The 24,467-nt window shown below is 54.9% G+C and carries 22 protein-coding genes; 16 read left to right on the top strand and 6 right to left on the bottom strand.

Annotation, left to right across the window (positions count from 1 at the left end; translation table 11 throughout):
• Positions 1-4: 4 nt before the first annotated feature.
• From KO486_RS07525 to KO486_RS07515, 3 genes are all read right to left on the bottom strand, one after another.
• A complete protein-coding gene (locus KO486_RS07525) occupies positions 5-1,522 on the bottom strand; it encodes an NADH-quinone oxidoreductase subunit NuoF (protein ID WP_216036632.1) in 1,518 nt (505 codons plus the stop codon).
• The gene (locus KO486_RS07520) at positions 1,519-1,986 is read right to left on the bottom strand and encodes a formate dehydrogenase subunit gamma (RefSeq protein WP_216036631.1); all 468 of its coding nucleotides are present in this window, start codon (positions 1,984-1,986) and stop codon (positions 1,519-1,521) included. The genes KO486_RS07525 and KO486_RS07520 overlap by 4 nt, the downstream gene beginning before the upstream one ends.
• Positions 1,987-2,074: 88 nt before the next feature.
• Positions 2,075-2,965: a LysR family transcriptional regulator gene (locus KO486_RS07515; protein WP_216036630.1), complete on the bottom strand. Its 891-nt coding sequence runs from the start codon at positions 2,963-2,965 to the stop codon at positions 2,075-2,077.
• On the opposite strand from KO486_RS07515, the gene KO486_RS07510 reads away from it, so the two are divergent.
• Complete coding sequence (locus KO486_RS07510; protein ID WP_289847962.1) at positions 2,940-4,517, top strand: MATE family efflux transporter; 1,578 nt, start codon at positions 2,940-2,942, stop codon at positions 4,515-4,517. The genes KO486_RS07515 and KO486_RS07510 overlap by 26 nt on opposite strands.
• A gap of 4 nt (positions 4,518-4,521) precedes the next feature.
• Here KO486_RS07510 and KO486_RS07505 read toward each other — a convergent pair whose 3' ends face one another.
• Positions 4,522-5,205 (bottom strand): GntR family transcriptional regulator, encoded by a 684-nt coding sequence (locus KO486_RS07505; RefSeq protein WP_216036628.1) that lies wholly within the window; start codon positions 5,203-5,205, stop codon positions 4,522-4,524.
• A gap of 347 nt (positions 5,206-5,552) precedes the next feature.
• On the opposite strand from KO486_RS07505, the gene ugpC reads away from it, so the two are divergent.
• From ugpC to uxuA, 10 genes are all read left to right on the top strand, one after another.
• Positions 5,553-6,656, top strand: a complete 1,104-nt coding sequence (gene ugpC, locus KO486_RS07500; RefSeq protein ID WP_216036627.1) for a sn-glycerol-3-phosphate ABC transporter ATP-binding protein UgpC — start codon at positions 5,553-5,555, stop codon at positions 6,654-6,656.
• The gene (locus tag KO486_RS07495; RefSeq protein WP_216036626.1) at positions 6,653-7,618 is read left to right on the top strand and encodes an ABC transporter permease subunit; all 966 of its coding nucleotides are present in this window, start codon (positions 6,653-6,655) and stop codon (positions 7,616-7,618) included. The genes ugpC and KO486_RS07495 overlap by 4 nt, the downstream gene beginning before the upstream one ends.
• A gap of 12 nt (positions 7,619-7,630) precedes the next feature.
• Positions 7,631-8,512: a carbohydrate ABC transporter permease gene (locus KO486_RS07490; protein ID WP_216036625.1), complete on the top strand. Its 882-nt coding sequence runs from the start codon at positions 7,631-7,633 to the stop codon at positions 8,510-8,512.
• 33 nt (positions 8,513-8,545) lie between these two features.
• Positions 8,546-10,108 (top strand): extracellular solute-binding protein, encoded by a 1,563-nt coding sequence (locus KO486_RS07485; RefSeq protein WP_252734614.1) that lies wholly within the window; start codon positions 8,546-8,548, stop codon positions 10,106-10,108.
• Between the two features lie 82 nt (positions 10,109-10,190).
• Positions 10,191-12,509, top strand: coding sequence for a DUF4962 domain-containing protein (locus KO486_RS07480; RefSeq protein WP_216036624.1), 2,319 nt, complete (start codon positions 10,191-10,193; stop codon positions 12,507-12,509).
• A 36-nt stretch (positions 12,510-12,545) separates the two neighbouring features.
• Complete coding sequence (locus KO486_RS07475) at positions 12,546-12,881, top strand: cupin domain-containing protein (RefSeq protein WP_216036623.1); 336 nt, start codon at positions 12,546-12,548, stop codon at positions 12,879-12,881.
• A gap of 34 nt (positions 12,882-12,915) precedes the next feature.
• Positions 12,916-13,797 carry an NAD(P)-dependent oxidoreductase gene (locus KO486_RS07470; protein ID WP_216036622.1) on the top strand — a complete coding sequence of 294 codons (882 nt, stop codon included), beginning with the start codon at positions 12,916-12,918 and terminating at the stop codon, positions 13,795-13,797.
• Between the two features lie 28 nt (positions 13,798-13,825).
• Positions 13,826-14,569, top strand: coding sequence for a 3-oxoacyl-ACP reductase family protein (locus tag KO486_RS07465; protein ID WP_216036621.1), 744 nt, complete (start codon positions 13,826-13,828; stop codon positions 14,567-14,569).
• Between the two features lie 69 nt (positions 14,570-14,638).
• A complete protein-coding gene (locus KO486_RS07460) occupies positions 14,639-15,586 on the top strand; it encodes a sugar kinase (RefSeq protein WP_216036620.1) in 948 nt (315 codons plus the stop codon).
• 61 nt (positions 15,587-15,647) lie between these two features.
• Entirely contained in the window at positions 15,648-16,796 is a 1,149-nt protein-coding gene (gene uxuA / locus KO486_RS07455) for a mannonate dehydratase (protein ID WP_216036619.1), read from the top strand.
• On the opposite strand, the gene KO486_RS07450 is transcribed toward uxuA, so the two are convergent.
• Together KO486_RS07450 and uxaC are read right to left on the bottom strand one after the other, a co-directional pair.
• On the bottom strand, positions 16,793-18,205 hold the full coding sequence (locus tag KO486_RS07450; protein WP_252734613.1) for a mannitol dehydrogenase family protein: 1,413 nt from the start codon (positions 18,203-18,205) through the stop codon (positions 16,793-16,795). The two genes, uxuA and KO486_RS07450, sit on opposite strands and share 4 nt — an antisense overlap.
• A gap of 11 nt (positions 18,206-18,216) precedes the next feature.
• Entirely contained in the window at positions 18,217-19,623 is a 1,407-nt protein-coding gene (gene uxaC, locus KO486_RS07445; RefSeq protein WP_216036617.1) for a glucuronate isomerase, read from the bottom strand.
• Between the two features lie 98 nt (positions 19,624-19,721).
• On the opposite strand from uxaC, the gene KO486_RS07440 reads away from it, so the two are divergent.
• The 5 genes from KO486_RS07440 to KO486_RS07420 all read left to right on the top strand — a co-directional run bounded on the left by KO486_RS07440 (position 19,722) and on the right by KO486_RS07420 (position 24,457).
• Complete coding sequence (locus KO486_RS07440) at positions 19,722-20,240, top strand: redoxin domain-containing protein (RefSeq protein ID WP_216036616.1); 519 nt, start codon at positions 19,722-19,724, stop codon at positions 20,238-20,240.
• Positions 20,241-20,437: 197 nt separating this feature from the next.
• Entirely contained in the window at positions 20,438-21,421 is a 984-nt protein-coding gene (locus tag KO486_RS07435) for a TRAP transporter substrate-binding protein (RefSeq protein WP_216036615.1), read from the top strand.
• Positions 21,422-21,507: 86 nt separating this feature from the next.
• Positions 21,508-22,038, top strand: coding sequence for a TRAP transporter small permease (locus KO486_RS07430; RefSeq protein ID WP_216036614.1), 531 nt, complete (start codon positions 21,508-21,510; stop codon positions 22,036-22,038).
• Position 22,039: 1 nt separating this feature from the next.
• Positions 22,040-23,353, top strand: coding sequence for a TRAP transporter large permease (locus KO486_RS07425; RefSeq protein WP_216036613.1), 1,314 nt, complete (start codon positions 22,040-22,042; stop codon positions 23,351-23,353).
• 45 nt (positions 23,354-23,398) lie between these two features.
• Positions 23,399-24,457, top strand: coding sequence for a DUF475 domain-containing protein (locus KO486_RS07420; RefSeq protein WP_216036612.1), 1,059 nt, complete (start codon positions 23,399-23,401; stop codon positions 24,455-24,457).
• Positions 24,458-24,467 lie beyond the last annotated feature (10 nt).

Here is a 24,467-nt window from a genome sequence, read left to right as displayed (position 1 = left end):
GCGTTCACTCCGCGGCCTCTTTGGCGGGGGCGAAATCATCAGGGAAATAGTGGAGTGCGCTTAGAACCGGATATGGTGTGAAGCCGCCCAACGCGCACAAAGAGCCGTCTTTCATAGTCTCGCACAGGTCCTCGAGCAGTTCGACAGCAGAGGCATCGCCCTGCCCGATCCGGTCAAGCGTTTCAACACCGCGCACAGCGCCGATACGGCACGGCGTACATTTCCCGCAACTTTCAATCGCGCAAAATTCCATTGCGAACCGTGCCATGCTCAGCATGTCGGCGCTATCATCAAAGACAGCGATCCCCGCGTGACCGATCAAGCCACCTTGGCCGTCGAATTCTTCGTAGCAGAATTGCGTGTCAAACTTTTCAGCGGACATATAAGCGCCCAATGGGCCCCCAACCTGCACGGCTTTCACAGGACGGCCCGTCAATGTGCCACCAGCAACAGTATTCACCACTTCGCCCAAGGGCATGCCGAACGCAGTTTCATAAAGCCCGCCGTATTTTACGTTACCCGCAATCTGCATCGGGATCGTCCCACGCGAGCGACCAAGCCCAAAGTCCGCGTAATACTGCGCGCCTTTCTCAAGGATCACAGGCACCGTGGCGAGGGATATCACGTTGTTCACAACCGTCGGCTTGCCCAAGAACCCTTCGAGGGCAGGAAGCGGCGGTTTCGCCCGCACCACACCACGTTTGCCTTCAAGCGAGTTCAAAAGCGAGGTTTCTTCACCGCAAACGTAGGCGCCAGCACCAACACGAATTTCCATATCAAACGCAAGGCCAGAACCGAGAACGTCATCACCAAGAACACCCGCCTTACGGGCAAGAACGACGGCTTTCTCCATGATATCAATGGCATCAGGGTATTCAGACCGCAGATAGACATAGCCCTTGGTCGCCTTCACCGCGAGGCCGGCAATCGCCATGCCTTCAATCACGGTATAGGGGTCGCCTTCCATGATCATGCGGTCGGCGAATGTTCCGCTATCGCCTTCGTCCGCGTTGCAGACGATGTATTTCTGATCAGCCTCTGCCCCCAAAACGGTGTTCCATTTGATCCCCGTCGGGAACCCAGCACCGCCACGACCACGCAGGCCGGATGTTGTCACTTCTTCGACGACTTCTTGTGGGGTCATCGACACTGCGCGGCGCAAGCCCGCCAAACCGCCGTGGGCTTGGTAATCGGTCAAATCAAGCGGATCAATCACGCCGCAGCGCTGGAACGTCAGACGCGTTTGACCTTTCATCCATGGCAATTCATCAACCAAACCAATGCCTTGCAGCTTACCATCAAGCAAAGCAGGCACATCATCGGCACTGACGGGGCCATATCCAACACGCCCCTCGTCGGTTTCAATCTCAACCAATGGTTCAAGCCAGATCATCCCACGTGTGCCGTTGCGCACTACGGTTATATCCAGGCCACGGCTTTCGGCTTCGCGTTGGATCGCGGCGGCAATATTGTCAGCGCCAAGCGCCTTAGCAGCTGAATCCAGTGGGACGAAAATCTTCATGCGCCTGCCTCCGCCAAAAGTTGATCAAGCTTTGCAGCGTCCACACGCCCCACGACCTTACCGTCGACCATGGCGGCAGGTCCGCAGGCGCACAGGCCTAGGCAATAAACCGGTTCCAATGTTACGTTTCCGTTGCTTGTGGTGCCGTGCCAATTCACGCCCAGCTTTTCGAAGGCACGTTCAGACAACGCGTTCGCGCCAACGGCCTGACAGGCCTCAGCGCGGCAAATCTTGACGACATGCTTGCCCGCAGGCGCGTCACGGAAGTCATGATAGAACGTAATGACACCATACACTTCTGCGCGGGTGATGTTCTGGTGATCCGCGATGATCTGAATGACGTCGTTGGGGATATAGCCAAACTCGGCCTGAACCGCATGTAAAATGGGCAACATCGGCCCTTCTAGATCGCCAAGTTCGGCGAGGATCGCGGCCATAATTTCAGTCGTCGCAGTATCAGCCATGTAAGTCACTCCATCGGGATGAAGTATCTTTGCGGTTTTCACGCGGGTAATCAATATCGTTAACCCGTATAGCGATAGAGGAATCCTATCAGGCGGACAAGGTGGCTGAAAGCGTCTTTGCGCGGTCCAAAAGCGTCGCGAGCACAGGCGTAAAGGGTTCTCGTTGGGGGGCCACAAGGCCAACAGTATGGCTGGCATCGGGCTTAATCAGTGGCACAGAGCCAAGATCATCCCCTTTCAGAAAAATCTCGGCCGCGCGGACGGGCAGAATTGTTGCCAAATTGGAGTTCACAACCTGACTGACAAGAACCACGATCGAGGACGCTTCGATCTGCGGAGTGACCTCGACACCCGCCTTGGCGAGATGTTGATTGATGATCCTGCGGTTTTGCATATCCGGTGTCATCAAACACAATGGGACATCCGCAAGGTCGGCCCACCGCACCGGACCACCCAGCAAAGGATGCCCAGCTTTGGCGACCAAAACATAGCGTTCCGAATAGATTGGCACTGTCGTCACCCGGCCCAAAGGTTCGTTGTCCAGATAGGTCAATCCGGCATCTATTTCGAGATTTTCCAGCATGTTAAGGACCTCAATTGATGTTTTTGACTGCACCGAGAACCGCACATTGGGATGGGATTCGGCGTAGCTCGCAATCAGGTCACTGACCACGGTTAGAGCCGTCGGGATCACAGCAAGGCGCAGATCCCCTGAGAGCCCTTGGCGGGCGACGCGCATTTCTTGCCGCAATGATCGGGCATCCCCAACGATCCGACGCGCCCAATCCAGCGCACGCTGCCCTTCTGGTGTTAACCCGCGATACCGCGACCCGCGCCAGACCAGCATAACGCCCAGCTGATCCTCAAGCTGTTTGATTGCCGCGGACAACGTGGGCTGGGTCACCCCCTGCGCATTCGCAGCGCGGCCAAAGTGTTCCTCACGGGCGAGAGCAATGAACATTTCCAGTTTGTCGATCATTTCACGGCCTTTCGATAGAAGACCCCTATCAAGCAGACCTCGTGCCGCGAATGCAAGCGTTCGCGCCACCGATCATCGCATCCACCTCGATTTTAGCTCTGAGAGATCAGACTTCGCCGTTGCATCCCAGCGACTTAAGACTAGTATTCCAGCATTAATTTCAATCCTAAACTCAGGCTTTAATTTGCCCTCTCACCATCAACAGTCGGGAACGTTTTCGACTGGCGCGCTCTTTGGGCTCGCTTGGCCTTTGGGGCTGAAAACGATCATGTTGCAAGGCATTATTGTCATCGACGCGCTGCTTGTTGCGCCTTTAGGGGAAACCGCATTGGCCGCTATGGGCCTTGCGGGGGCCATCGGTGGTCTCTTGATGGGCGTGCTGTTTTCATTTTCGACGGCGACACAAATCAGAGTGGCGCAGGCATTTGGCGCAGCGGGGCCAGTCGCGCTCAAGACCAGTCTGTACTGCGGGCTTCTGATCAATGTAGTCGCGACGATCCTCGGCATTTGTTTGGTGTTTGTGTTTGGTGACCGGATCATCGACGGGTTTGCACACACGCCTTGGATTGCGGAACAGGCCTCAAGATACTTGCATGTTTTCCTTTGGGTGGCCGCGTTTGAGGCCGTTGGTCAATGTCTTGCAAGCCACTTCAACGGCTGCGGTAAGACGCGCATCCCCTTTTACAGCTACCTAATCGCCGTGCCGATCAACATCGGGGTCAGTTTGGTGTTAATCCACGGGCTTTACGGGTTTCCCGAACTCGGCGTTATGGGCGCCGCCGTCGGGAGCGCCACATCATCCGGCGCACGGCTGCTGTTCATGGGGTGGCGGTTCTTTATAGAAGATGGCGAAATTCTAGGGGCCAAAGGCTGGTCGAAGCCGACATTCGCGCAAGCGTTAAGACGGCATTGGGCCTTTTCACTGCCAATCGCAGGGACGTTTATCAGCACGTCGATCGGCAATCAGACCTGTGTTTTGATCTACGCGACGCTTTCGGTGAATGAATTCGCGGCGATGACTTTGATGTTGCCTTGGGTTCAAACCGCAGGGGTCTTTGGCATGGCATGGGCACAAGCGACAGGCATTGCCGTGGCCCAGCTTTTGGGGCGCAACTTGGGCGAAACCGCGCTGGACGAATTTCTAAGCCGAGCATGGCGCGCGGCCTTTTGGGCTGCTGGGGTTGTTGCACTGGCCTATCTGATCTTGTGCCTGTTTTCGGGACAAATCTACAGCAACCTAGAACCTGAAACGACGGCGATCCTGCTGACGTTCCTGCCCGTGCTGTTGGTTCTTCCGTTTCCCAAAGGGTCCAACGCGATTTGCGGTCAGACGCTGCGCGCTTCAGGCGACACGTTGACTGTTATGAATATTTTCATCATCGGCCAATGGGGGTTCAAAGTCCCCGTCACGGCCCTGCTGGTGCTGGTTCTTGATGTGCACGTCGCATGGGTATTGTCGCTGCTTTTGTTTGAAGAACTGGTCAAATTTCCGATGTTCCACAAACGCCTATGGCGCGGCGATTGGAAACGCGCAGCGGTGTTTGACGACTGACCCCTTAAGGATCGAAGTAATCCGCATGGGCATCCGAAACGGCGTCAATCGTCGCGTCGAGGCGGTGCAAGTGCTTCATACCGGCCTTCACCGCGCCCTCTGCGTCATGTTCCTGAACCGCTTTGGCGATCTCTCGGTGATCGTCCAATAGCTGAGGCATCCGGTTTTCCTGTGCTAGGCCAAGCTGGCACAATCGATCCACATTCGCCTTCTCTTGCTTGATGACCTCGAACGCGAAATCGACCTTGCCGATATCGCAGAGGATTTGGTGGAATTCGTAGTCCATTTCACCAAACTTGTCATAGTCGCCAATCTCTACGATGGCGGCTTGCAGCTCCAGGCTCGCCTTGAGCCGTGCTGCGCCTAACGCATCACAGTTGGCAGCCGCAAGACGCAAGACTTCGGCCTCTACGGATGATCTCACAAAACGGGATTTTGTAATTTCGCGCATCGAGAACCGTTTCACTTCGGTTGACCGTTGCGGGCGAATCAACAAAAGGTCCAGGTTTTCAAGACGGCTGAACGCATCGCGCACGGGCTGGCGTGAAATACCGAACTTGGCTGCAATCTCGGATTCAGAAATCTTGTCACCGGGCAAAAGGCGGGACTCAGATATCTCTGTTCGAAGAAAATCAAATACCTCATCGACGCTTGTGCGGCGGACCCGTGTTTGGGTGGAATTCGACATAGTTATCTCCAAGTTTCGGCTTGAATAGCCATTTGAAAAACAAATGGCCAATAAAATGTAATGGAGACCCTCTGCTCAAACCCGCCAGTCCAATCAATGCCACCCGCGCCTGCGCATCAGATGACACAACAAGCGTGTCGAACGTCTCCCCCCTCGCCTTTTTTCCTGTTGCCTTGCCCTAGCAAAACGAACAATCTCCTCCGAGGCTTTCAATCAGTCGACACTCTTTTCATTCAGAAATCAATACTAGTATTCCAGATTCGCAACTGGCATACTAGTTGGAACGCGGTGATTCTAGCTCCGTGTATGGGAGATTTGCGCAAAGCGCTACAATAAGGGGGGCAGCCATGTCTGGCGTCAAGCTACAGAGTATCGTCAAAGCCTATGGCGCCGTGCAGGTTGTGCACGGGATTGATCTTGAGGTTCAGGAAAAGGAATTCGTTGTTTTGGTTGGCCCGTCTGGCTGCGGCAAATCAACGACTTTGCGGATGGTTGCCGGCCTTGAAGAAATCTCCGGCGGTGAGCTGACGATTGACGGCAAGGTCATGAACCGCGTCGCCCCTAAAGACCGCGATGTGGCGATGGTTTTCCAGAACTACGCGCTCTACCCGCACCTAAATGTTGCAAACAACATCGCGTTCGGCCTGAAAATCCGCAAAGAATCCAAGCAAGACATCGAAGATGCTGTTGCTGAAGTCGGCGGTATCCTTGGGTTGACAGAATACCTTGATCGCAAGCCGTCCGACCTCTCCGGTGGCCAACGCCAGCGTGTCGCAATGGGCCGCGCAATCGTGCGTCGCCCAAAGGTGTTCTTGTTTGACGAACCGCTGTCCAACCTTGACGCAAAGCTTCGCACACAGATGCGCGCAGAGATCAAACGTCTTCACAAACGTCTTGGCGTAACCAGCCTTTATGTGACGCACGATCAGGTCGAAGCGATGACGCTGGCAGACCGAATTGTTGTGATGAACGATGGCCGGATCGAACAAATCGGCACGCCGATGGAATTGTTCTTGAACCCTATTAACTCATTTGTTGCGGGTTTCCTTGGTGCCCCGCCGATGAACCAGATCAAAGCCACGATCGCGGCTGGTGATACCGGCCCCTTGGCGCAGTTTGCAGGTGGTGAGTTGGCCTTGGCACCGCTGGCCGACCTTCAGAATGCTGTTGGCCGAGAAGTCATTGTTGGCATCCGCCCTGAATACGCACAGATCGTCACTGAGCCCACTGCCGGTTCCGTATCCTGTAATCTCGACCTTGTTGAAACGCTCGGCTCCGAAGCCCTGCTTCACACAACGGTTGGCGATGATCCGTTTGTAATCCGCACCGACACCCTTGATAAAATGGGGGTGCTCGACGCGGTGACTGGCTTCACAGCCCAGCCTGACCTGATCAAGGTCTTTGATGCTGATACAGGTATGGCCCTCGCCGGCCAGACGCGTGCAGCATGAGCTCTGGACCTGACATCGAAGAAACCCAAACCCTACAAATACCAACGCGCGGCCGCATGGAGCGCCTCGTTGATCACATGAAGAAAGATTGGCAGCTCTATGTGCTGCTGTTGCCGACGCTCATCTGGCTTCTCGTGTTTCTGTATAAGCCGATGTACGGGCTGCAGATTGCGTTCAAAGACTACAGTATTTTTCGCGGCGTTGCTGCCAGCCCTTGGATCGGATTTGAGCACTTCGAAACCCTCTTCAATAGTGAAGGCTTCATGCGGGCCCTGCGCAACACGATTGCGATCAGTTTCTGGAGCCTGCTGATCGGCTTTCCAATGCCGATCTTCTTGGCGCTGATGTTCAATGAAATCCTTCATCGGAAATTCAAAAGCACTGCGCAAACAATCGTTTACCTGCCGCACTTCATCTCGTCTGTGATTATTGCTGGTATCGTTATCACGGCGTTCTCACCGGGTGCAGGTATCGTGAATACTGTAATGGGGTGGTTTGGGCTCGACCCGATTTACTTCCTGACCAAACCTGAATGGTTCCGCCCGATCTTTATCGGTACGACCATTTGGCAAGAGGCTGGTTTCCAATCCATCGTGTTCCTTGCGGCCATCGCTGGCGTGTCCCCTACTTTGTATGAATCCGCTGTGGTGGATGGGGCAAGCCGCTGGCAGATGATGTGGAAGATCACAATTCCATCTATCCTGCCGACGATCATCATCATGTTGATCATCCGCATCGGTAACATGCTCGAAGTCTCCTTCGAGATGATCATCCTGCTCTATCAGCCAAGTACCTATGAGACCGCAGATGTTGTGAACACCTTCATCTACCGTCAGGGTTTGCAGAACGGGCAATATGACTTTGCCGCTGCCGCTGGCCTGTTCAACGCTGTTGTGGCCTTCGTTTTGGTCATCGGTGCAAACACAATCGCCAAGCGCTTCTCGCGCACATCGCTGTGGTAGGGGAGAAAACCAATGGCTAATCTTAATCTCTACTCGCGCAGCGACAAACGCTTTGTCCTAATCAACATGTTCCTCATCGCGATCTTCACGATCTCAACGATGTATCCGTTTATCTATATCGCCTCACTGTCGCTTAGCTCTGGCTTTGCAGCACGGGCGGGTCAGGTTGTTCTGACGCCGATCGACACAACGATCGAAGCGTATAAGTACATCTTGTCACAACGGATGTTCTGGGTCTCTTACGGGAACACGTTCTTCTATACGATCTTTGGCACAATCACGTCGTTGCTGTTTTTGATCCCGGGCGCCTATGCCCTTTCACGTCCGCAGCTTTATGGTCGTCGCTTCTTTAACCTGATGGTCGCCTTTACCATGTGGTTCAACGCGGGCCTGATCCCGTTCTTCTTAAACATGCGTGATCTTGGTTTGCTGGACAGCTACATCGGTATCTTGATCGGCTTTGCAGTAAACGGCTTCAACTTGATCCTACTGCGCAACTTCTTTGAAGGCGTTCCAAGCTCGTTTGAGGAAGCCGCCCGTATGGATGGCGCAAATGACTTCCAAGTCTTGTGGAAGGTCTACATGCCGCTGGCCAAACCAGCCATCGCGACTGTCGCCTTGTTCTGCTTGGTGTCGCGCTGGAACGGCTTCTTTTGGGCCATGGTGTTGTTGCGGGACGAAGAGAAAATCCCGTTGCAGGTTTACCTGCGCCACACCATCGCGACGCTTTCTAACGATGACGAATTCGGGGCAACTCTGATTGATGCGCCCTACTCTGTCGAAACGGTGTCTGCCGCGATTATCGTATGCTCGATTATTCCGGTGCTCATCGTCTACCCGTTCATCCAGAAATACTTTGAAAAAGGTATCATGCTGGGTGGGGTGAAAGAATAACGAACGAAAACGCAACTTCTGGGAGGAAACCTTATGCGTAAACTAACTCTGACTTCAGCTTTGCTTGCGGGCACGGCCTTGGCGGCTCCGGCATTTGCCGACGGTCACCTGCTGATCACAGACGAGCCACTGGAACTTACGATCCAGATGAACCACGTCCGTTACCCGACGTACCAAGAAGACTGGCCTGTTGAACAAGTCGCTCGTGAGCTGACCAACATCCACCTTGTTGACGACACCGTTGGCGCGAACATGCGTACAGACGAAAACACAGGTAAAACAGAAGCATTGAACCTGATGCTTGCTGCTGGTGCGATCCCTGACATCGTGGGTTCCAGCCGCATCAAAGACTTCGTAAACCAGTACGGTCCAGAAGGCGCATTCTTGCCGCTGAACGATTTGATCGCTGAGCACGCACCACACCTGACAGCCTTCTTCGAAGAGCGTCCAGAAATTCAGTCTGCAATCGCAGCCTCTGACGGCAACATGTACTACATTCCATATCTGCCAGACGGCAAATACGGTCGTGCATACTTCATCCGGACTGACTGGTTGGAAATCCTCGGCCTTGAGCGCCCTGAAACAGTTGAAGAACTCGAAGCAGTTCTTATCGCGTTCCGTGACGGCGATCCAAACGGCAACGGTGTCGCAGACGAAGTTCCATACTTCGCACGTCAGTGGCCAGAGCTTATCCGTCTGGTAACACTGTGGGATGGCCGGTCTTCCGGTTCCGACACATACCATGACTTCTACGTTGAAGACGGCGCATTGCTGCACCCCTACGCACAGGACGGTTACCGCGAAGGTATCACAAACCTGTCCCGTTGGTATGCTGAAGGCCTGATCGACGCAGAAATCTTCACACGCGGCTCCTCTTCCCGTGACTTCCTGCTGGGTGAAAACCTTGGCGGCATGACACACGATTGGTTCGCATCCACTGGCGGCTACAACCGTCTGTCCGAGGAAATCGACGGTTTCGCATTCGAAGCCCTTGCACCGCCAGCATCCGTGTCCGGCGTTCGCATGGAAGAGCACCGCCGTATCCCGATCAAGCCGGATGGCTGGGCGATTGGTGCAACCAACGAGCACCCAATCGAAACGATCAAGTACTTTGACTTCTGGTTCTCCGAAGAAGGTCGTCGTTTGGCCAACTTTGGCGTCGAAGGCCAGCAGTACACAATGGTCGATGGTGAAGCAACATTCACCGAAGAGTTCCTGACAAACGGCGAGCCGGTCAACAACCAGCTGTATCGCGTCGGGTCCCAGCTTCAGGCGCGTGGGTACTTTCAGGATTACCGCTACGAGCAGCAGTGGTCCAACGAGTTCGCTCTGGCTGGTATCGCTCTTTACGACGAAGGTGATTACCTGATCGACCAGTTCCTCGGTGTCGCACTGAATGCAGAAGAACAGCGCGTTTATGACCGCACGTTCTCCTCTATCCGTGACTACATGCTCGAGCGCCAGCAGGGCTGGATCCTTGGTAACTCCGACGTCAACGAAGACTGGGATGCTTACCTCGAGACACTCGACTCCATGGGCTATCAGGACCTTCTTGAAGTCATGAACTCTGCTTACACACGCCAGTACGGCGGCTAAGCGAGCCCTCAAAAAAATGGGGGGAGCGGTGCTTCTGCTCCCCCTTTTCAATTCTCTCAGTTAATCAGAAAGCAGTCGCTCCATGTCTGGCCAAACCCTCACGACCCTTGATGAACCAAATGCAGGCCGCCTGACGATTGACTATGCGCCAAATGGCGATGACATCGCCGAGAACCCACCACGCTTTAGCTGGCTTCCGGTGATCGAGGATGAGGCGCAATATGTGCTGCGCATCTCCGGCGATCCGAAATATCCAGCCAAAACCACGCATACCTACCCTGGTATCACTTTGAATTTCTTTACACCCGACATTGCATTGCCAGCAGGTGATTATGTCTGGTCTTACGCCGTATGGGACGCCGAAACTGGTGCACCATCGACAACTTGGAGCAAGGACCGCGCCTTTACTGTCGCTGCGGACCTGCCCGAAGTGCCCCTGCCCTTGCGCGCCACCCGACTGGATCACGTCAGCAGCGCCCACCCGCGCCTTTGGTTGACGGCCGATCGTCTGGATCAATTCCGCAAAGACGTTGCGAAAGACGGCGACCACTGCACGTGGGCGAATTTTTACGAAAAGTCTGTTCTTCCATGGATGGAAAAGGACGTCTACAAAGAGCCCGCGGGCTACCCGAACCATCAACGTGTCGCCCCTGTTTGGCGCCAGACCTACATCGACCTGCAAGAAGTTATCTACGCGACACGCCATCTGGCAATCGGTGGTCAGGTCACGGGCGATCAAGCGATGCTGGACCGCGCTAAAGAATGGTTGCTGGAAGCCGCATCTTGGGACCCGATGGGGGTCACTTCCCGCGCTTATACCGATGAATGGGCCTATCGTGTCTGTAACGCTTTGGCGTGGGGCTATGACTGGCTTTATGACCAGTTGAGCGATGAGGAACGCGTAACGGTACGCACCGCATTGCTCGAACGCACACGCGACATCGCAGAACATGCGATTATTAACGCCAAAATCCACCTGTTCCCGTATGACAGCCACGCTGTGCGTTCGGTGTCGTTGACGATCATTCCGGCCTGCATTGCGCTGCTAGGGGATGACGAGGATGACGAAGCCCGTGATTGGCTGAACTACTGCATCGAATTCCTGTTCACCGTCTACTCGCCTTGGGGCGACAGCGATGGCGGCTGGGCCGAAGGGTCCAACTATTGGATGATGGGCATGGCCTATCTGATCGACGCGGCCAACCAGTTGAAGGCCTACACAGGGTTTGATCTGTATAAACGGCCCTTCCTTCAGAACACGGGTGATTTCCCGCTGTATTGCAAAGCGCCGAACACGCGCCGTTCGACGTTTGGGGATGACAGCACGCAGGGCGATCTGCCCGGCATTAAGACTGGCATCAACCTGCGCCAGTTTGGCGGCGAGACCGGAAACGGTGCGTATCAGTGGTATTATGAAGAAAACCTTCGCATGAACCCAGGCACCGAAATGGCGTTTTATAACTGGGGTTGGTGGGACACCAACTTTGACGATCTCGTCTACACGTCCAGCTGCGCACCGGTTGAGGCCTCCCCTCCGCCAAGCGGCTTCCGTCACTTCAAAGGTATTGGCTGGGTCGGCGTTCAGCACGCGCTGGGTGATGACGACAACCACGTTCAATTCGTGTTCAAGTCGTCCCAGTTTGGATCCATCAGCCACAGCCACGGCGACCAAAACGCGTTCTGTATGGCGGCCTACGGCGAGGATATGGCGATCCAGTCCGGTTATTACGTTGCATTTAACTCATCTATGCACCGCAACTGGCGCCGTCAGACGCGATCCAAGAACGCGATTTTGATAAACGGCAAAGGCCAATACGCGGACAAGGATAAGTCCAAGGCCATGCGCGCCACGGGTAAGATCATGGCCGCTGAACAGCGCGAAGATCATATCTTTATCAAAGGCGATGCGACGGCGGCCTACCAAAGCCTATCCCCGGAAGTGACGCTGGCCGAACGCGAAATCTATTTCGTGCGCGGCAGCTATTTCGTGATCGTGGATAAGGTCGATGCAAAAACGCCGGTGACAATCGATTGGTTGCTGCACGCCAACAACACCTACGACCTGGGCAAAACGTCGTTCCGCAACACCGGCGACAAGGCTGGGTTCTATGGTCAGGTTGTGTGGTCCGAAGCGGGCAAACCGACCCTGACACAGGAAACCGGTTTCCCTGACGTGGACCCAGAGGACTACAAAGGCCTGCACGAAAGCACCTGCCTGCATGCGCAATATCCGGCGTCTACACGTCACCGGATTGCCACGCTGGTTGTCCCTTACCGCCTCGCTGAGCCGAAACGGATTTTCCACTTCATGGATGACCAAGGCTACGATGCCGACCTCTATTTCACCGACCCAGAAGAAAACACCTTCAAGGTGGTGATGAAAAAGCTGGCCAATACTTAAGCCGACCCAACACGAATATTGAAATTGGACGACGCAATGACTGTAAAAAACTACTTTCCCGCTCAGGAAAACAAGCTCTTCGACGCGGGCGGCGGACTGACACGCAAAGTCGGCGCCTACAACGACAACATGATGTGCGTCGAAGTGAAATTCGAAACGGGCACCGTGGCCGCACTGCATAACCATCCCCACGAACAGATCACCTACGTTATCTCCGGCAAGTTCGAATTCGTTGTCGGCGACGAGACCTACATCGTGACGGCTGGTGACAGCCTCTACAAAGAACCAAACATCATGCACGGGGCGACCTGCCTCGAAGCTGGAACGCTATTGGATATGTTCACGCCACACCGTGAAGATTTCCTCGACTAATATAATTAAAAGAACACCTTAGGGAGAACAGGGCATGACCAAACCCACCATCGGATTCATCGGACTCGGCCTTATGGGCGGGAACATGGTTGAGAACCTTCAGACGCGCGGCTTTGAAGTCGTTGTTATGGACCTCAACAAAGACGCTGTGAAAACAGTTCTTGATCGCGGCAACGCGTCAGAAGCAAGCACACCAAAAGAACTGGCCGCAGCAAGTGACATCGTCATGCTGGCGCTGACCACTTCGGACGTGGTTGAAGGGCTGGTTTATGGCGATGACGGCATTTTGGCTGGCATCAAAGAAGGGTCTGTACTGATCGACTTCGGTACGTCCATCCCTGCTTCAACCAAGAAGATTGGCGCTGATCTGGCAGCCAAAGGCGTTGGCATGATCGACGCACCACTGGGGCGCACACCAGCGCACGCCAAGGACGGTTTGCTCAACATCATGTGTGGTGGCGACAAAGCGACATTCGACAAGGTGAAACCCGTCTTGGACGAACAAGGCGAAAACGTTTTCTACCTTGGTGCACTGGGTGCTGGGCACGTTACCAAGCTGATCAACAACTTCATGGGCATGACAACAGTCGCGACGATGTCTCAAGCGTTTGCAGTCGCAGACCGTGCGGGCGTCGATCGCCAGCAGTTGTTTGACATCATGTCCACTGGCCCATCCAACTCCCCTTTCATGGGGTTCTGCAAGAACTACGCAGTCGACGGTGTGAGCGATCTGGGCTTCTCGCTCAACAACGCCAACAAAGACTTGGGCTATTTCCTGAAAATGGTCGAAGACATGGGTACACGCGCCGAGATTGCCGAAGGCACATCCCATAACCTGCAAGCGGCTGTTGACGCTGGCATGGGTGACGGCAACGTGCCGGAAATTTTTGATTACTTCATGAAGCTTCAGGGCTAAGCCCAAACTTAAGGACGAAGGACAGACTATGAAACTTCAAGGCAAAACAGCCATCGTTACTGGTGGCGGACGCGACATCGGGCGCGCCGTAGCAATCAAACTGGCTGCCGAAGGCGCTGCCGTTGCGATCAACTACTTTTCCAGCAGCGAAGGCGCGGACAGCGCTGTCGCTGAGATCACTGCAGCAGGCGGCAAAGCGTTCGCCCTACAGGGTGATTTAAACACGCAAGAAGGCGTCGATGCTTTGGTCAACAAAGCCTATGACGACTTCGGCAGCGTTGATGTTCTGGTGAACAACACAGGGGGCTTGATCGCACGTATCAAGATCGCTGAAATGTCGCTTGAGCACTGGAACAATGTGATGGATCTGAACCTGACCAGCACATTCATGATGACCAAAGCATGCTTGGCCAAGATGAAAACAGGCACGATCGTTAACCTCGCCAGCCAAGCTGGTCGTGATGGCGGTGGCCCCGGTTCGGTTGCCTACTCCGCATCCAAAGGTGCGGTCATGACATTGACACGCGGCTTGGCCAAAGAGCTCGGCCCCGACATTCGCGTTAACGCACTTTGCCCAGGCATGATCGACACGGATTTCCACAACATCCACACGCCAGACGCGGCGCGCCGTGGTTTGGAAGCAAACGCACCTGTGCGTCGCCAAGGTCTGCCAGAAGATGTGGCAAACCTTGTGTTGTTCCTCGCCTGCGACGACTCTGCATTCATCACGGGTACGAACGTCGACATCAACGGCGGAATGCTGTTCAGCTAAGACCTCCCGATAAGGGGCGGCGCATCAATCGTTGCGCCGCCCTTTGTTCAAATAGGACATCGCCACGACATGCCAAACTCTTCCCCTTCTAACGCACCACAAACACCGCGATTTGTTTCGATCGGCGAATGCATGATCGAGATGGCCCCCGCCTCAATTGATGGCGAATACAAACTGGGGTTCGCGGGTGATACGTTTAACACCGCTTGGTACATCAAAGCGCTGTCCCCATCCGCCCAATCGCGGTTCGTGTCCCGTGTGGGCAAAGATGTGGTGTCCGACCGTATGCTTGCCATGATGGAAGGATCGGGCATCGATTCCAGCCATATCTTGCGCAGCGACGAGCGGTCATTGGGGCTCTATATGATCAGCCTCAAGAACGGCGAACGCAGCTTTTCTTACTGGCGCGACAGTTCTGCGGCGCGTCAATTGGCCGATGATCGTGAAACCCTTAAGGCTGCCATCGATGACGGCGACGTAATCTATTTCTCCGGCATCACCATGGCGATCCTCGATACTGTCGGGCGAGATACCTTGCTTGATGTGGTCCGTGATGCCCGTGCTGCGGGCAAGACGACAGTGTTTGATTCAAACCTGCGGCCGCGGCTGTGGGGCTCCAATACCGAAATGACCGAAGCCGTTATGCGCGCGGCATCTGCCTGTGACATCGTGCTGCCATCCTTTGATGATGAGCAGGATCACTTTGGCGACGCTGACATCACGGCCACCCGCGAACGCTATCTCAGCGCAGGTGCGACGACCGTTATCGTCAAGAATGGCGAAGGCGACGTGCATTATACCCATGACGGCAAGACCGGCATGGTAACGCCGCCTGCCGCGACATCCGTTGTCGATACCACATCTGCGGGTGACAGTTTCAACGCGGGGTTCCTTGTGGGGATCACCAAACACGGCATTGCATCGGATGCGATCTTGCAAGCCTCAGCCGTCGCGCGCCATTGTATCAGCCAAAAGGGCGCACTTGTGCCCCTGCCCGCTGACATGGTCCTCGACTGATATGGCCATGCTGCCCTAGCATCTGGGCTGCACGCTAAAAACCGAAAGACACGAGAACATCATGAGAGAAACTTGGCGTTGGTACGGGCCGTTTGACGGGATCACCCTGCCCCAAATCACACAGACGGGCGCGGCAGGAATTGTCACGTCACTGCATGAAATCGCTTACGGAGAGGTCTGGCCTCAGGCGTTGATTGCTGAACGCAACGCGGAGATCAAAGCCGCTGGGTTCACATGGGATGTTGTCGAAAGCCTGCCAATCCACGAGCGGATCAAGAAAGGCGAAGGTGACCTTGAACCGCTTTTTGCAAACTACCGCCAATCTATGGCCAACCTCGCGGCGGAAGGCATCAAGACGATCTGCTACAACTTCATGCCTGTTCTCGACTGGACGCGGACGGACCTGAAATCCCCTGTTTCCGGTGGCGGCACATGTCTGCGCTTTTCAGCCCCGAAAATGGCCGCGTTTGAACTGCATATGCTGGGCCGCGATGCCGCGCGTGATGATTATAGCACGGACACCATCGCCGCCGCTGATGTCTGGTTTCAAGCCAGCGATGAAGCGATGCGCGCGGACCTTCTGCGTTCCATTATGTCTGGGCTTCCGGGTGCGTTTGATCGCTACGACATTCCGCAATTGCGCGAAGTGTTGGCCACTTATGACGGCATCAGCCGAGACGATTTAAGAAGCAATTACAAACGCTTCCTGCAAGAAGTTATACCAACGGCGCAAGAGCTGGGAATGAATTTCTGCGTCCACCCAGATGATCCCCCCCGCGACATTCTGGGTCTGCCGCGCATTGTGTCCAACGCCGATGACATCGCTTGGATCATGGATGCGTTTGATGCGCCTGAGAACGGGCTGACACTGTGTTCAGGCTCGCTTGGGGCGAACCCGATCAACGATGTGCCTGCCATTGCCCGCCGCTTTGGGGATCGCATTCATTTCGCGCATCTGCGCAACGTCGCCAAAGACCCTGACGGGTCCTTTGAGGAAGCCGCCCACCTTGGCGGGGATACCGATATGGTCGCACTGGTTCGTGAACTTCTTAACGCGCAAGCCAAACGCGGCGTGACGATCCCATTCCGGCCTGACCATGGCCATGACCTTTTGATGGACGATCAGATCGAAACCCAGCCAGGATATCCGATTATCGGACGTCTGCGTGGCTTGGCGGAAATGCGCGGTGTGATCGCAGCCTTGGGTTAACCCAAGGCCTTTTCGATCGCCGCGCGAGTGCCAAGCGCCCAAATGTCCTGCGCGGCAGCCATAACAGGATCGCCAAGGCGCGGTGCCAAATCAGCTGGCACTATTTCACGGATCGCTAGCACGGCAGCGGTTTTGTCGGCTGGCGATTGGGCCGCATCGAGCACTTCGCGCAGTTTCTCGGCCAACGGGTCACGCACATCGATCGGCGCGCCTGCTTCATCCACTCCGCCTACATATTTGATCCATGCCGCGATAGCCAAACTCAGCATCGGCGCGCTGCCCCCCCCCTGATAGGTCTCGCGCAAGGTTCCAAACATCCGTTGCGGCAGTTTCTGACTGCCATCCATCGCAATTTGCCACGTCTTATGGCGGATATTCTGATTGGCATACCGATCAAACAACGCATCCGCATACCCAGCCAAATCCACCCCATCAGGGGCAGAAACATTGGGCATGATCTCTCCCCAGAGGGCACGAACATAGGCCGCAAAAACGGGATCCGAAACGGTGTCTGAGATCGTTTCATGACCCGCAAGATACCCTGTGTAGGCCAGCGCCGAATGGGTGCCGTTCAGCATCCGCAGTTTCATGTCCTCGAAGGGTTCCACGTCGCGTACAAGTTGCGCCCCTGCTGCGCCAAAGTCGGGCCGCGCATCGTCAACGAAATCATCTTCTACGACCCATTGCGAAAATGGCTCATGCAGTACGGGGGCCGCATCATAGGTTCCTGCCGCATCAGACAGGCGCGCGATATCGGCGTCTGTTGTTGCGGGGGTGATGCGGTCGACCATTGTGCTTGGAAAACGGCCTTCGGTCGCGATCCAACGCGCTAAATCGGGGTCCAAAAGTTCTGCAAACTCTAGGACCAGCCCGCGCAGGAGTTGGCCATTTTGCGGTAGGTTATCGCAGGTCAGAACTGTAAACGGACGCATGCCCTCGGCGCGACGGGCCTTAAGGGCGCGCACCAAATAACCAATGGTCGAACGCGGAAGATCATGGGCCAGATCATGAACAATATCAGGATGATCGTGGTTCAACTTTCCGCTCGCCGGATGATGGCAGTAGCCCTTTTCTGTCACGGTCAACGACACGATCTGCACGGCTTCGTTGACCATCGCGTCCAGAACCGCTTGCGGGTTTTCTGGAGCCACAAGGACGTCATTCAGAACATCAATGATGCGGCTGCTTTCACCATCTGCGCCAAGGGACACGGCGCGATACGCCCAGTCCTGATCGCGCAGTGCGTCGCGTGTGTCAGGGCTGCGCAACGACACACCCACAATACCCCAATCGCCACCGCCTGCGGCCATCGCGTCCATCACATAAGAACAGCCAAATGCGCGAAAGAATGCACCCAAGCCAAGGTGTACGATCCCTGTTGCGGGGCGTGGGGTGTCTGGTCGTTTCAAGCGAGGTGCAGTCATAGTTTATAGGCCTTCTTGGCAAGCCCGTAGGCAAGATCATGGGCAACGTCTGGTGCTTCATCAAGGTCAAGTCGACCCGTTGCAACAAGCGTCGCGAGAAACGCACAATCCACACGGCGAGCCACATCGTGGCGGGCGGGGATCGAACAAAATGCGCGGGTGTCATCGTTAAACCCGACGGTGTTATAAAACCCCGCCGTTTCGGTCGCCGTTTCACGGAACCGGCGCATGCCTTCGGCGCTGTCATGAAACCACCACGGCGGCCCCAGTTTCAACGCCGGATACACGCCTGCAAGCGGCGCCAATTCACGCGGGATCGACGTTTCATCTAGCGTGAACACGATGATGGTCAAATCGGGCTCTTGGCCAACGGCATTCAGCAGCGGCGCCAAAGCATGCACGTAATCGGTTCGCATCGGGATGTCGTAACCTTTGTCGCGCCCGAACTGCGCGAATATCCCACCAGAATGGTTTCGATACGATCCGGGGTGGATTTGCAGAACCAGCCCGTCGTCCAAAGACATCCGCGCCATTTCCGTTAGCATATGTCCGCGAAAGGCATCGGCCTCATCCGCGGTGCAGGTTCCCGCGCGGGCCTTGTCATATAGAGCGGCGGCAACATCTGCTGGCAAATCTTCGGTGCGCGCACTTGGGTGCCCGTGGTCCGATGACGTCGCCCCATAGGATTTGAACACGGCACGGCGGGCGCGGTGCGCGGCAAGGTACCCTGCCCAAGTTGACGTATCTTCGCCCGTCATCGCTCCGAGGGTTTCGATGTTTTCGGCAAAGCCTTCAAATTCGGGATCAACGACCGCGTCAGGGCGATACGCCGTTATGACCAGCCCTGCCCAACCGCTTTCGCCGATCATCTTGTGCCAGCGCAAATCATCAATCGCGCTTTCGGTGGTAGAAATCGCTTCGATGTTAAACCGCTCAAACAATGCACGAGGACGGAACGCGTCCTGTGTCAGGCAGTCTGCGATCTGGTCATAAATAGAATCAGCGGTCGTGGCGGACAGACGCTGCGTGACACCAAAAACAGTCTGCAACGCGTGATCGACCCAAATCCGGGAAGGCGTTCCACGGAACAGATGATAATTCTGTGCAAACAGCTGCCAAATCTTGCGCGGGTCGGTTTCGATAGCACCCCCGTCAACGCGCGGTACGCCCATCGCCTCAAGCGGGATTCCCTGAGAATGCAGCATCCTGAAAACATAATGGTCCGGCGTCACAAAGAGTTGAGCGGGATCAGAGAAGGGTTCATTTTGCGCAAACCAGCGCGGATCCGTGTGGCCATGTGGGCTGATAATCGGCAAGTTTTTCACGTCATTATACAAAGTACGCGCGATTTCACGAACAGCTGGTTCCACCGGAAACAGACGGTCCTCATTCAACAATGTCATAGCTTCCCCCGCTTAGCTCAACTGGTATCCTAGTTGCCTTGGTGCTAGCTGTCACCCAAGATGCGAACCTGAACACAACATTTACAAAGGACATTCAGATGCCAACACCCAAACCAGTAGCCGGCAGTATTCTGGCACCAATGTCGTTCCCCAAATTGGGCGGCGGTGAACTGTCGGTCGGCGGCAAGAACGACAAGTGGACGCTTTTTATCGTGTATCGTGGCAAACATTGCGGTCGCTGTAAGAAGTACCTGAAAATTCTCAATGACATGCGCGGCGACTGGGCAGATGCCGGGTTTGATGTGGCTGTCGTGTCTGCAGATACCGAAGCCAAAGCACAGGCAGATGTTGCCGAATTCGGTTGGGAATTCGACTTAGGGTATGGCCTAACAGAAGAACAAATGGGTGTTTTGGGCGTTTACGTGTCCGATCCGCTTTCCCCGACTGAAACAGATCGCCGGTTCGCTGAACCGGGTGTATTCGTGCTGCGCCCTGACGGTAGCATCTTGCTGATCTCGATCTCCAATGGCCCATCTGCACGCCCCGACCTTGTTGAATTGCTGGATGGTATGATCTTTACGATCGAAAACGACCGCCCTCCGCGTGGTACAGCTTAAGACGCAAGAACATAGTGCTGAGCGGCGTTTTTACAATTTCGCTCTGCACACCCTTCCCTTTTTTTGCCCTTCTCCCCGAAAAATTTACTGGCAATGTTTGACTTGGCGTCATCTTCCCAATACTAGTATACATGTTTCCACCCGCTCGATAGGGAATCGCGCGGGGGCAAAACATAAAATGTATCTGGGAGGATCACATGACTAAAACATTTACACTTAGCAGTGCCGTTGCTGGCAGCTGCCTCGCACTGGCTGCGACAACTGTTTCCGCTGAAGAACTTCGCGGCTGGAACATCCACGTAGAAGACTACCCTGTTTCCATCGCAATGGAAGCCTTTGCTGAAGAAGTAGCAGAGCGCACAGGTGGCGACCTTACACTGAAAACATTCCACAACGGCGTTCTGGGCAGCCAGCCTGACGCGATCGAACAGCTGCGCCTCGGCGTTCTGGACTTTGGTGAATTCAGCCTCGGCCCATTCGGGACATCCGTTCCTGAAGCCAACGTTGTTTCCTTGCCATTCATCTTCCCATCCATCCCTGCGATGTACGAAATGATGGACGGTGAAGTTGGTGAAGCGATTTCTGAAGGCATGCGTGCACGTGGTGTTGAGCCACTCGGTTGGTACGATGCTGGTGCTCGTTCTTTCTACAACTCCGTACGTCCGATCAACACACCTGCTGATGTTGAAGGCCTGAAAATCCGCGTGATGTCCAACGATCTGTTCGTTCAGATGGTTGAATCCATGGACGGTAACGCGACACCAATGGCGTTTGCGGAAGTTTACCAGTCTATCCAGACTGGCGTTGTAGACGGTGCGGAAAACAACCCACCATCCTACGAATCCACAAGCCACTACGAAGTTGCTTCTTTCTACTCTTTGACAGAGCACCTGATCATTCCTGAGTGTCTCTGCATGTCCAAGATCACATTCGATGGTCTGTCCGAAGAGCACCAGGCAATCCTTCGTGAAGCTGGTCACAACTCCGCTGTCTTGCAGCGCGAACTGTGGCAGGCACGTGAAGCGGCATCTATGGAAATCGTAGAAGCTGGCGGCACAGTCGTGAACACAATCGCTGACAAGGGTCCATTCCAGGACGCTATGGCGCCAGTTTACGAAGGCTTCCTCGAAGCGAACCCTGACCTTGCTGATCTGGTTAACCTGATCCGCAACGGCGGCTAAGCTAAGTTGCTTTAGCAGACGGCCCGTGCCTCAATATGGCATGGGCCGTTTTGCAATCTATCTACCAAAAAACGTGAGGGGCAAAGATGAGTGGTCGTAAATCCATAATTGACAAGTGCGAGACCGTGTTGGGGGCGGTTCAATGGGCCAGTATCTTTACAGCGTCGCTTGCCCTTGCAATTTTGATTGTCACCTTCGGGTGGTTGGTCTTTGGCCGCTATGTTCTCAACGTTACGCCAACGTGGGTTGAACAATTGGCGTTGATGTTGATCTGCTACATTGCCTTTCTCGGCGCGGCCGCTGGTGTACGCGACGATACGCACCTTGGCGTATCTCTGTTTCGTGACATGGCCCCAGAAGGCGTACAAAAAGTTCTTATTGTTTTCATCGACTTCATCCTTGCGGCCTTTGGAACAGTAATGTTCCTGGCGGGCACAGAGTTGATGAGGTTTGGTTGGGATTCTTTCATTCCAATGCTGAACGTCCCTGAAAGTTTCCGGACTTTGGCGATCACACTTTGTGGTGCGTTGATTGTTCTGCACGCGGGGTCGCGTGGGATCATCCGCCTGCTAACTTTCTCACAGTGGCACCCGCTGCCCCAAACTCAGGAGTCCTGATATGGGTCTGCTAATCTTAATGCTCGTTTTTGGTGTCGGTGTTGTCATCGGCATGCCGGTTGCTTTTGCCATGGGGATCGCTGCGGCGTCTTCGTTCTGGTACGAAGGCTTCCCGATGCTAATCACCTTCCAGCGTGCGACAGCTGGTGTTTCTGTTTTCTCCCTTCTCGCCATTCCATTCTTCGTATTGGCTGGTGAGATCATGCTGCACGGCGGTATCGCCGTGCGGCTCGTAAAACTCGCCTCCGCGCTTGTCGGTCACCTTAAGGGTGGTCTCGCGATGGTGAACATCTTCTCATCCATGCTGTTTGGCGGTATTTCTGGGTCCGCTGTTGCGGACATCTCGGCGCTGGGATCGATCCTTGTGCCTGTTATGAAAGAACGCGGTTACCGCCCAGATTTTGCGGTGAACGTGACTGTGACGTCCTCTATCGCGGGGATCGTTATTCCGCCGAGCCACAACATGATCATCTTTGCGGTTGCAGCTGGTGGCGGCATTTCCGTGTCTGGCCTGTTCCTTGCTGGCGTTGTTCCAGGCATGTTGATGTGCTTCAGCCTCGCGATTGCGGCCTATATCCTGTCGATCAAACACGGCTACCCAGCTGAGCCCTTCCCCGGTTGGCGCGAAGTTGGTCGCTCTGCTGCAGACGCAATCCCAGGTTTCTTTACGGCTGTGATCATCGTTGGCGGGACACTGTCCGGTATCTTTACAGTGACAGAATCCGGTGCCTTTGGTGCGATCTACGCGATCCTGCTGACGACGTTCTATTACCGCACGCTGACGTTTAAATCGTTCATCACGGCCCTGACGGGCACTGTTCGCACGACATCGATGGTGATGATCCTGATCGCCTTTGCCAGCTCGTTTGCTTACCTTCTTGCGCTTTACCAAGTGCCTGAACGTCTGAGCAACGCATTGGTTCTGATCTCGGACAATCCGATCATCATCTTGCTTATGATCAACGTTATCCTGCTGATCCTTGGTATGATCATGGACATGGCCGCGCTGATCCTGATCTGTACGCCGATCTTCCTGCCGATCGCCAAAGGCCTTGGCATGGATCCAACGCAGTTCGGCATCATGATGCTGATGAACCTTGGTCTGGGCCTGTGTACGCCACCTGTCGGGACCTGTTTGTTCGTGGGCTGTGCCGTGGGCAAGATCAAGATCGAACAAGCGTTGAAATCCATCTGGCCATTCTATCTGGCAATGCTGGGCGCGTTGATCTTGGTCACTTACGTCCCTGCAGTGTCCTTGTGGCTGCCTGAAAACCTGCCAGTCTTTACGGCTTGGGTGAAATCGTTCTTCTCATAGAACGGTTTCGCCTGCGGGCTGCCTCTTTCATTTGCTAGGACGAACATGTCGACAGTTACCAAACCCGCCCTGCACTACCTTAAGTGGCCCTTGATCGTAACTGTTGTCGGCTTGGGATTGTCGGCGTGGTTGGGTTACGCAACGCACGGAACATTCGGCGCGGTGCTGTCCTTTTTGATGATCGGGCTGGTGTTGGCTGCACTTGAAATTGCGCTGTCTTTTGACAACGCAATCGTCAACGCCAACAAACTGGAAGACATGACGCCCATCTGGCGTCAGCGTTTCCTCACATGGGGCATTCTGATTGCCGTCTTCGGTATGCGGATTATCTTTCCGCTGGCGATTGTTGCCGTCTTCGCCAAGATAAATCCGATACAGGCGATGCAGCTGGCGATTGCACAGCCGGACGAATACGCCCGCATCATTGAGGGCGCGCATACTTCGATTGTGGCCTTTGGCGGCACGTTCCTGATGATGGTCGCTCTCAGCTTTTTCCTTGATCCGGATAAAGAAATCGACTGGGTTGGGCCGCTGGAAAAACGCCTGCGCCAGTGTGGGTCTGTGCGTGGATTGGAAATCGCTTTTGTGCTGGCGATTGTGGCTGGGGTTTCGCTCGCCCTGCCCGCAGCGAAACAGACCGGTTTCTTACTGTCAGGCATCATGGGCATTATCATCTTCACGATGGTTGAAGGCCTCGGCAAAGCGCTTGATGGTGTTGCCAAAGACGCCACAAAGGTTGGCGCCGCGGGTGGGTTCGGGGCGTTTATGTACCTCGAAGTGCTCGATGCCAGTTTCTCGTTTGATGGGGTGATCGGTGCCTTTGCCCTGACGACCAACATCCTGCTGATCGCCATCGGCCTTGGGATCGGTGCGATGTATGTGCGCTCCATGACAATCATGTTGGTCGAAAAAGGCACGTTGAAAGAATTTCTCTACCTCGAACATGGCGCGTTTTATTCGATCTTTGCGCTTTCCATCATCATGTTCTTACAGGCGCTGTGTCACGTCCCCGAAGCCATAACAGGTTCTATCGGGGTCGCTTTGATTGGCGTCTCTTTGTTTTCGTCGGTCCGCTACAACAAACAACAGATCGAGACCGACTGACCCCGAATTT

This window comes from Octadecabacter sp. B2R22, assembly GCF_018861045.1.
Lineage (GTDB): Bacteria > Pseudomonadota > Alphaproteobacteria > Rhodobacterales > Rhodobacteraceae > Octadecabacter.
Note: the sequence above shows the minus strand (reverse complement) of the source record. Positions and strands in the feature narration are given on the sequence as shown.

Bases quoted from the DNA above. Each gene is read 5' to 3' on its own strand.
- KO486_RS07430 (WP_216036614.1), top strand. From the start codon at position 21,508: ATGAGTGGTCGTAAATCCATAATTGACAAGTGCGAGACCGTGTTGGGG.
- KO486_RS07460 (WP_216036620.1), top strand. From the start codon at position 14,639: ATGCCAAACTCTTCCCCTTCTAACGCACCACAAACACCGCGATTTGTT.
- KO486_RS07515 (WP_216036630.1), bottom strand. From the start codon at position 2,965: ATGATCGACAAACTGGAAATGTTCATTGCTCTCGCCCGTGAGGAACAC.
- KO486_RS07485 (WP_252734614.1), top strand. From the start codon at position 8,546: ATGCGTAAACTAACTCTGACTTCAGCTTTGCTTGCGGGCACGGCCTTG.
- ugpC (WP_216036627.1), top strand. From the start codon at position 5,553: ATGTCTGGCGTCAAGCTACAGAGTATCGTCAAAGCCTATGGCGCCGTG.
- KO486_RS07510 (WP_289847962.1), top strand. From the start codon at position 2,940: ATGAACATTTCCAGTTTGTCGATCATTTCACGGCCTTTCGATAGAAGA.
- KO486_RS07420 (WP_216036612.1), top strand. From the start codon at position 23,399: ATGTCGACAGTTACCAAACCCGCCCTGCACTACCTTAAGTGGCCCTTG.
- KO486_RS07425 (WP_216036613.1), top strand. From the start codon at position 22,040: ATGGGTCTGCTAATCTTAATGCTCGTTTTTGGTGTCGGTGTTGTCATC.
- KO486_RS07480 (WP_216036624.1), top strand. From the start codon at position 10,191: ATGTCTGGCCAAACCCTCACGACCCTTGATGAACCAAATGCAGGCCGC.
- KO486_RS07440 (WP_216036616.1), top strand. From the start codon at position 19,722: ATGCCAACACCCAAACCAGTAGCCGGCAGTATTCTGGCACCAATGTCG.
- KO486_RS07490 (WP_216036625.1), top strand. From the start codon at position 7,631: ATGGCTAATCTTAATCTCTACTCGCGCAGCGACAAACGCTTTGTCCTA.
- KO486_RS07465 (WP_216036621.1), top strand. From the start codon at position 13,826: ATGAAACTTCAAGGCAAAACAGCCATCGTTACTGGTGGCGGACGCGAC.
- KO486_RS07505 (WP_216036628.1), bottom strand. From the start codon at position 5,205: ATGTCGAATTCCACCCAAACACGGGTCCGCCGCACAAGCGTCGATGAG.
- uxuA (WP_216036619.1), top strand. From the start codon at position 15,648: ATGAGAGAAACTTGGCGTTGGTACGGGCCGTTTGACGGGATCACCCTG.
- KO486_RS07435 (WP_216036615.1), top strand. From the start codon at position 20,438: ATGACTAAAACATTTACACTTAGCAGTGCCGTTGCTGGCAGCTGCCTC.
- KO486_RS07525 (WP_216036632.1), bottom strand. From the start codon at position 1,522: ATGAAGATTTTCGTCCCACTGGATTCAGCTGCTAAGGCGCTTGGCGCT.
- KO486_RS07475 (WP_216036623.1), top strand. From the start codon at position 12,546: ATGACTGTAAAAAACTACTTTCCCGCTCAGGAAAACAAGCTCTTCGAC.
- uxaC (WP_216036617.1), bottom strand. From the start codon at position 19,623: ATGACATTGTTGAATGAGGACCGTCTGTTTCCGGTGGAACCAGCTGTT.
- KO486_RS07520 (WP_216036631.1), bottom strand. From the start codon at position 1,986: ATGGCTGATACTGCGACGACTGAAATTATGGCCGCGATCCTCGCCGAA.
- KO486_RS07470 (WP_216036622.1), top strand. From the start codon at position 12,916: ATGACCAAACCCACCATCGGATTCATCGGACTCGGCCTTATGGGCGGG.
- KO486_RS07495 (WP_216036626.1), top strand. From the start codon at position 6,653: ATGAGCTCTGGACCTGACATCGAAGAAACCCAAACCCTACAAATACCA.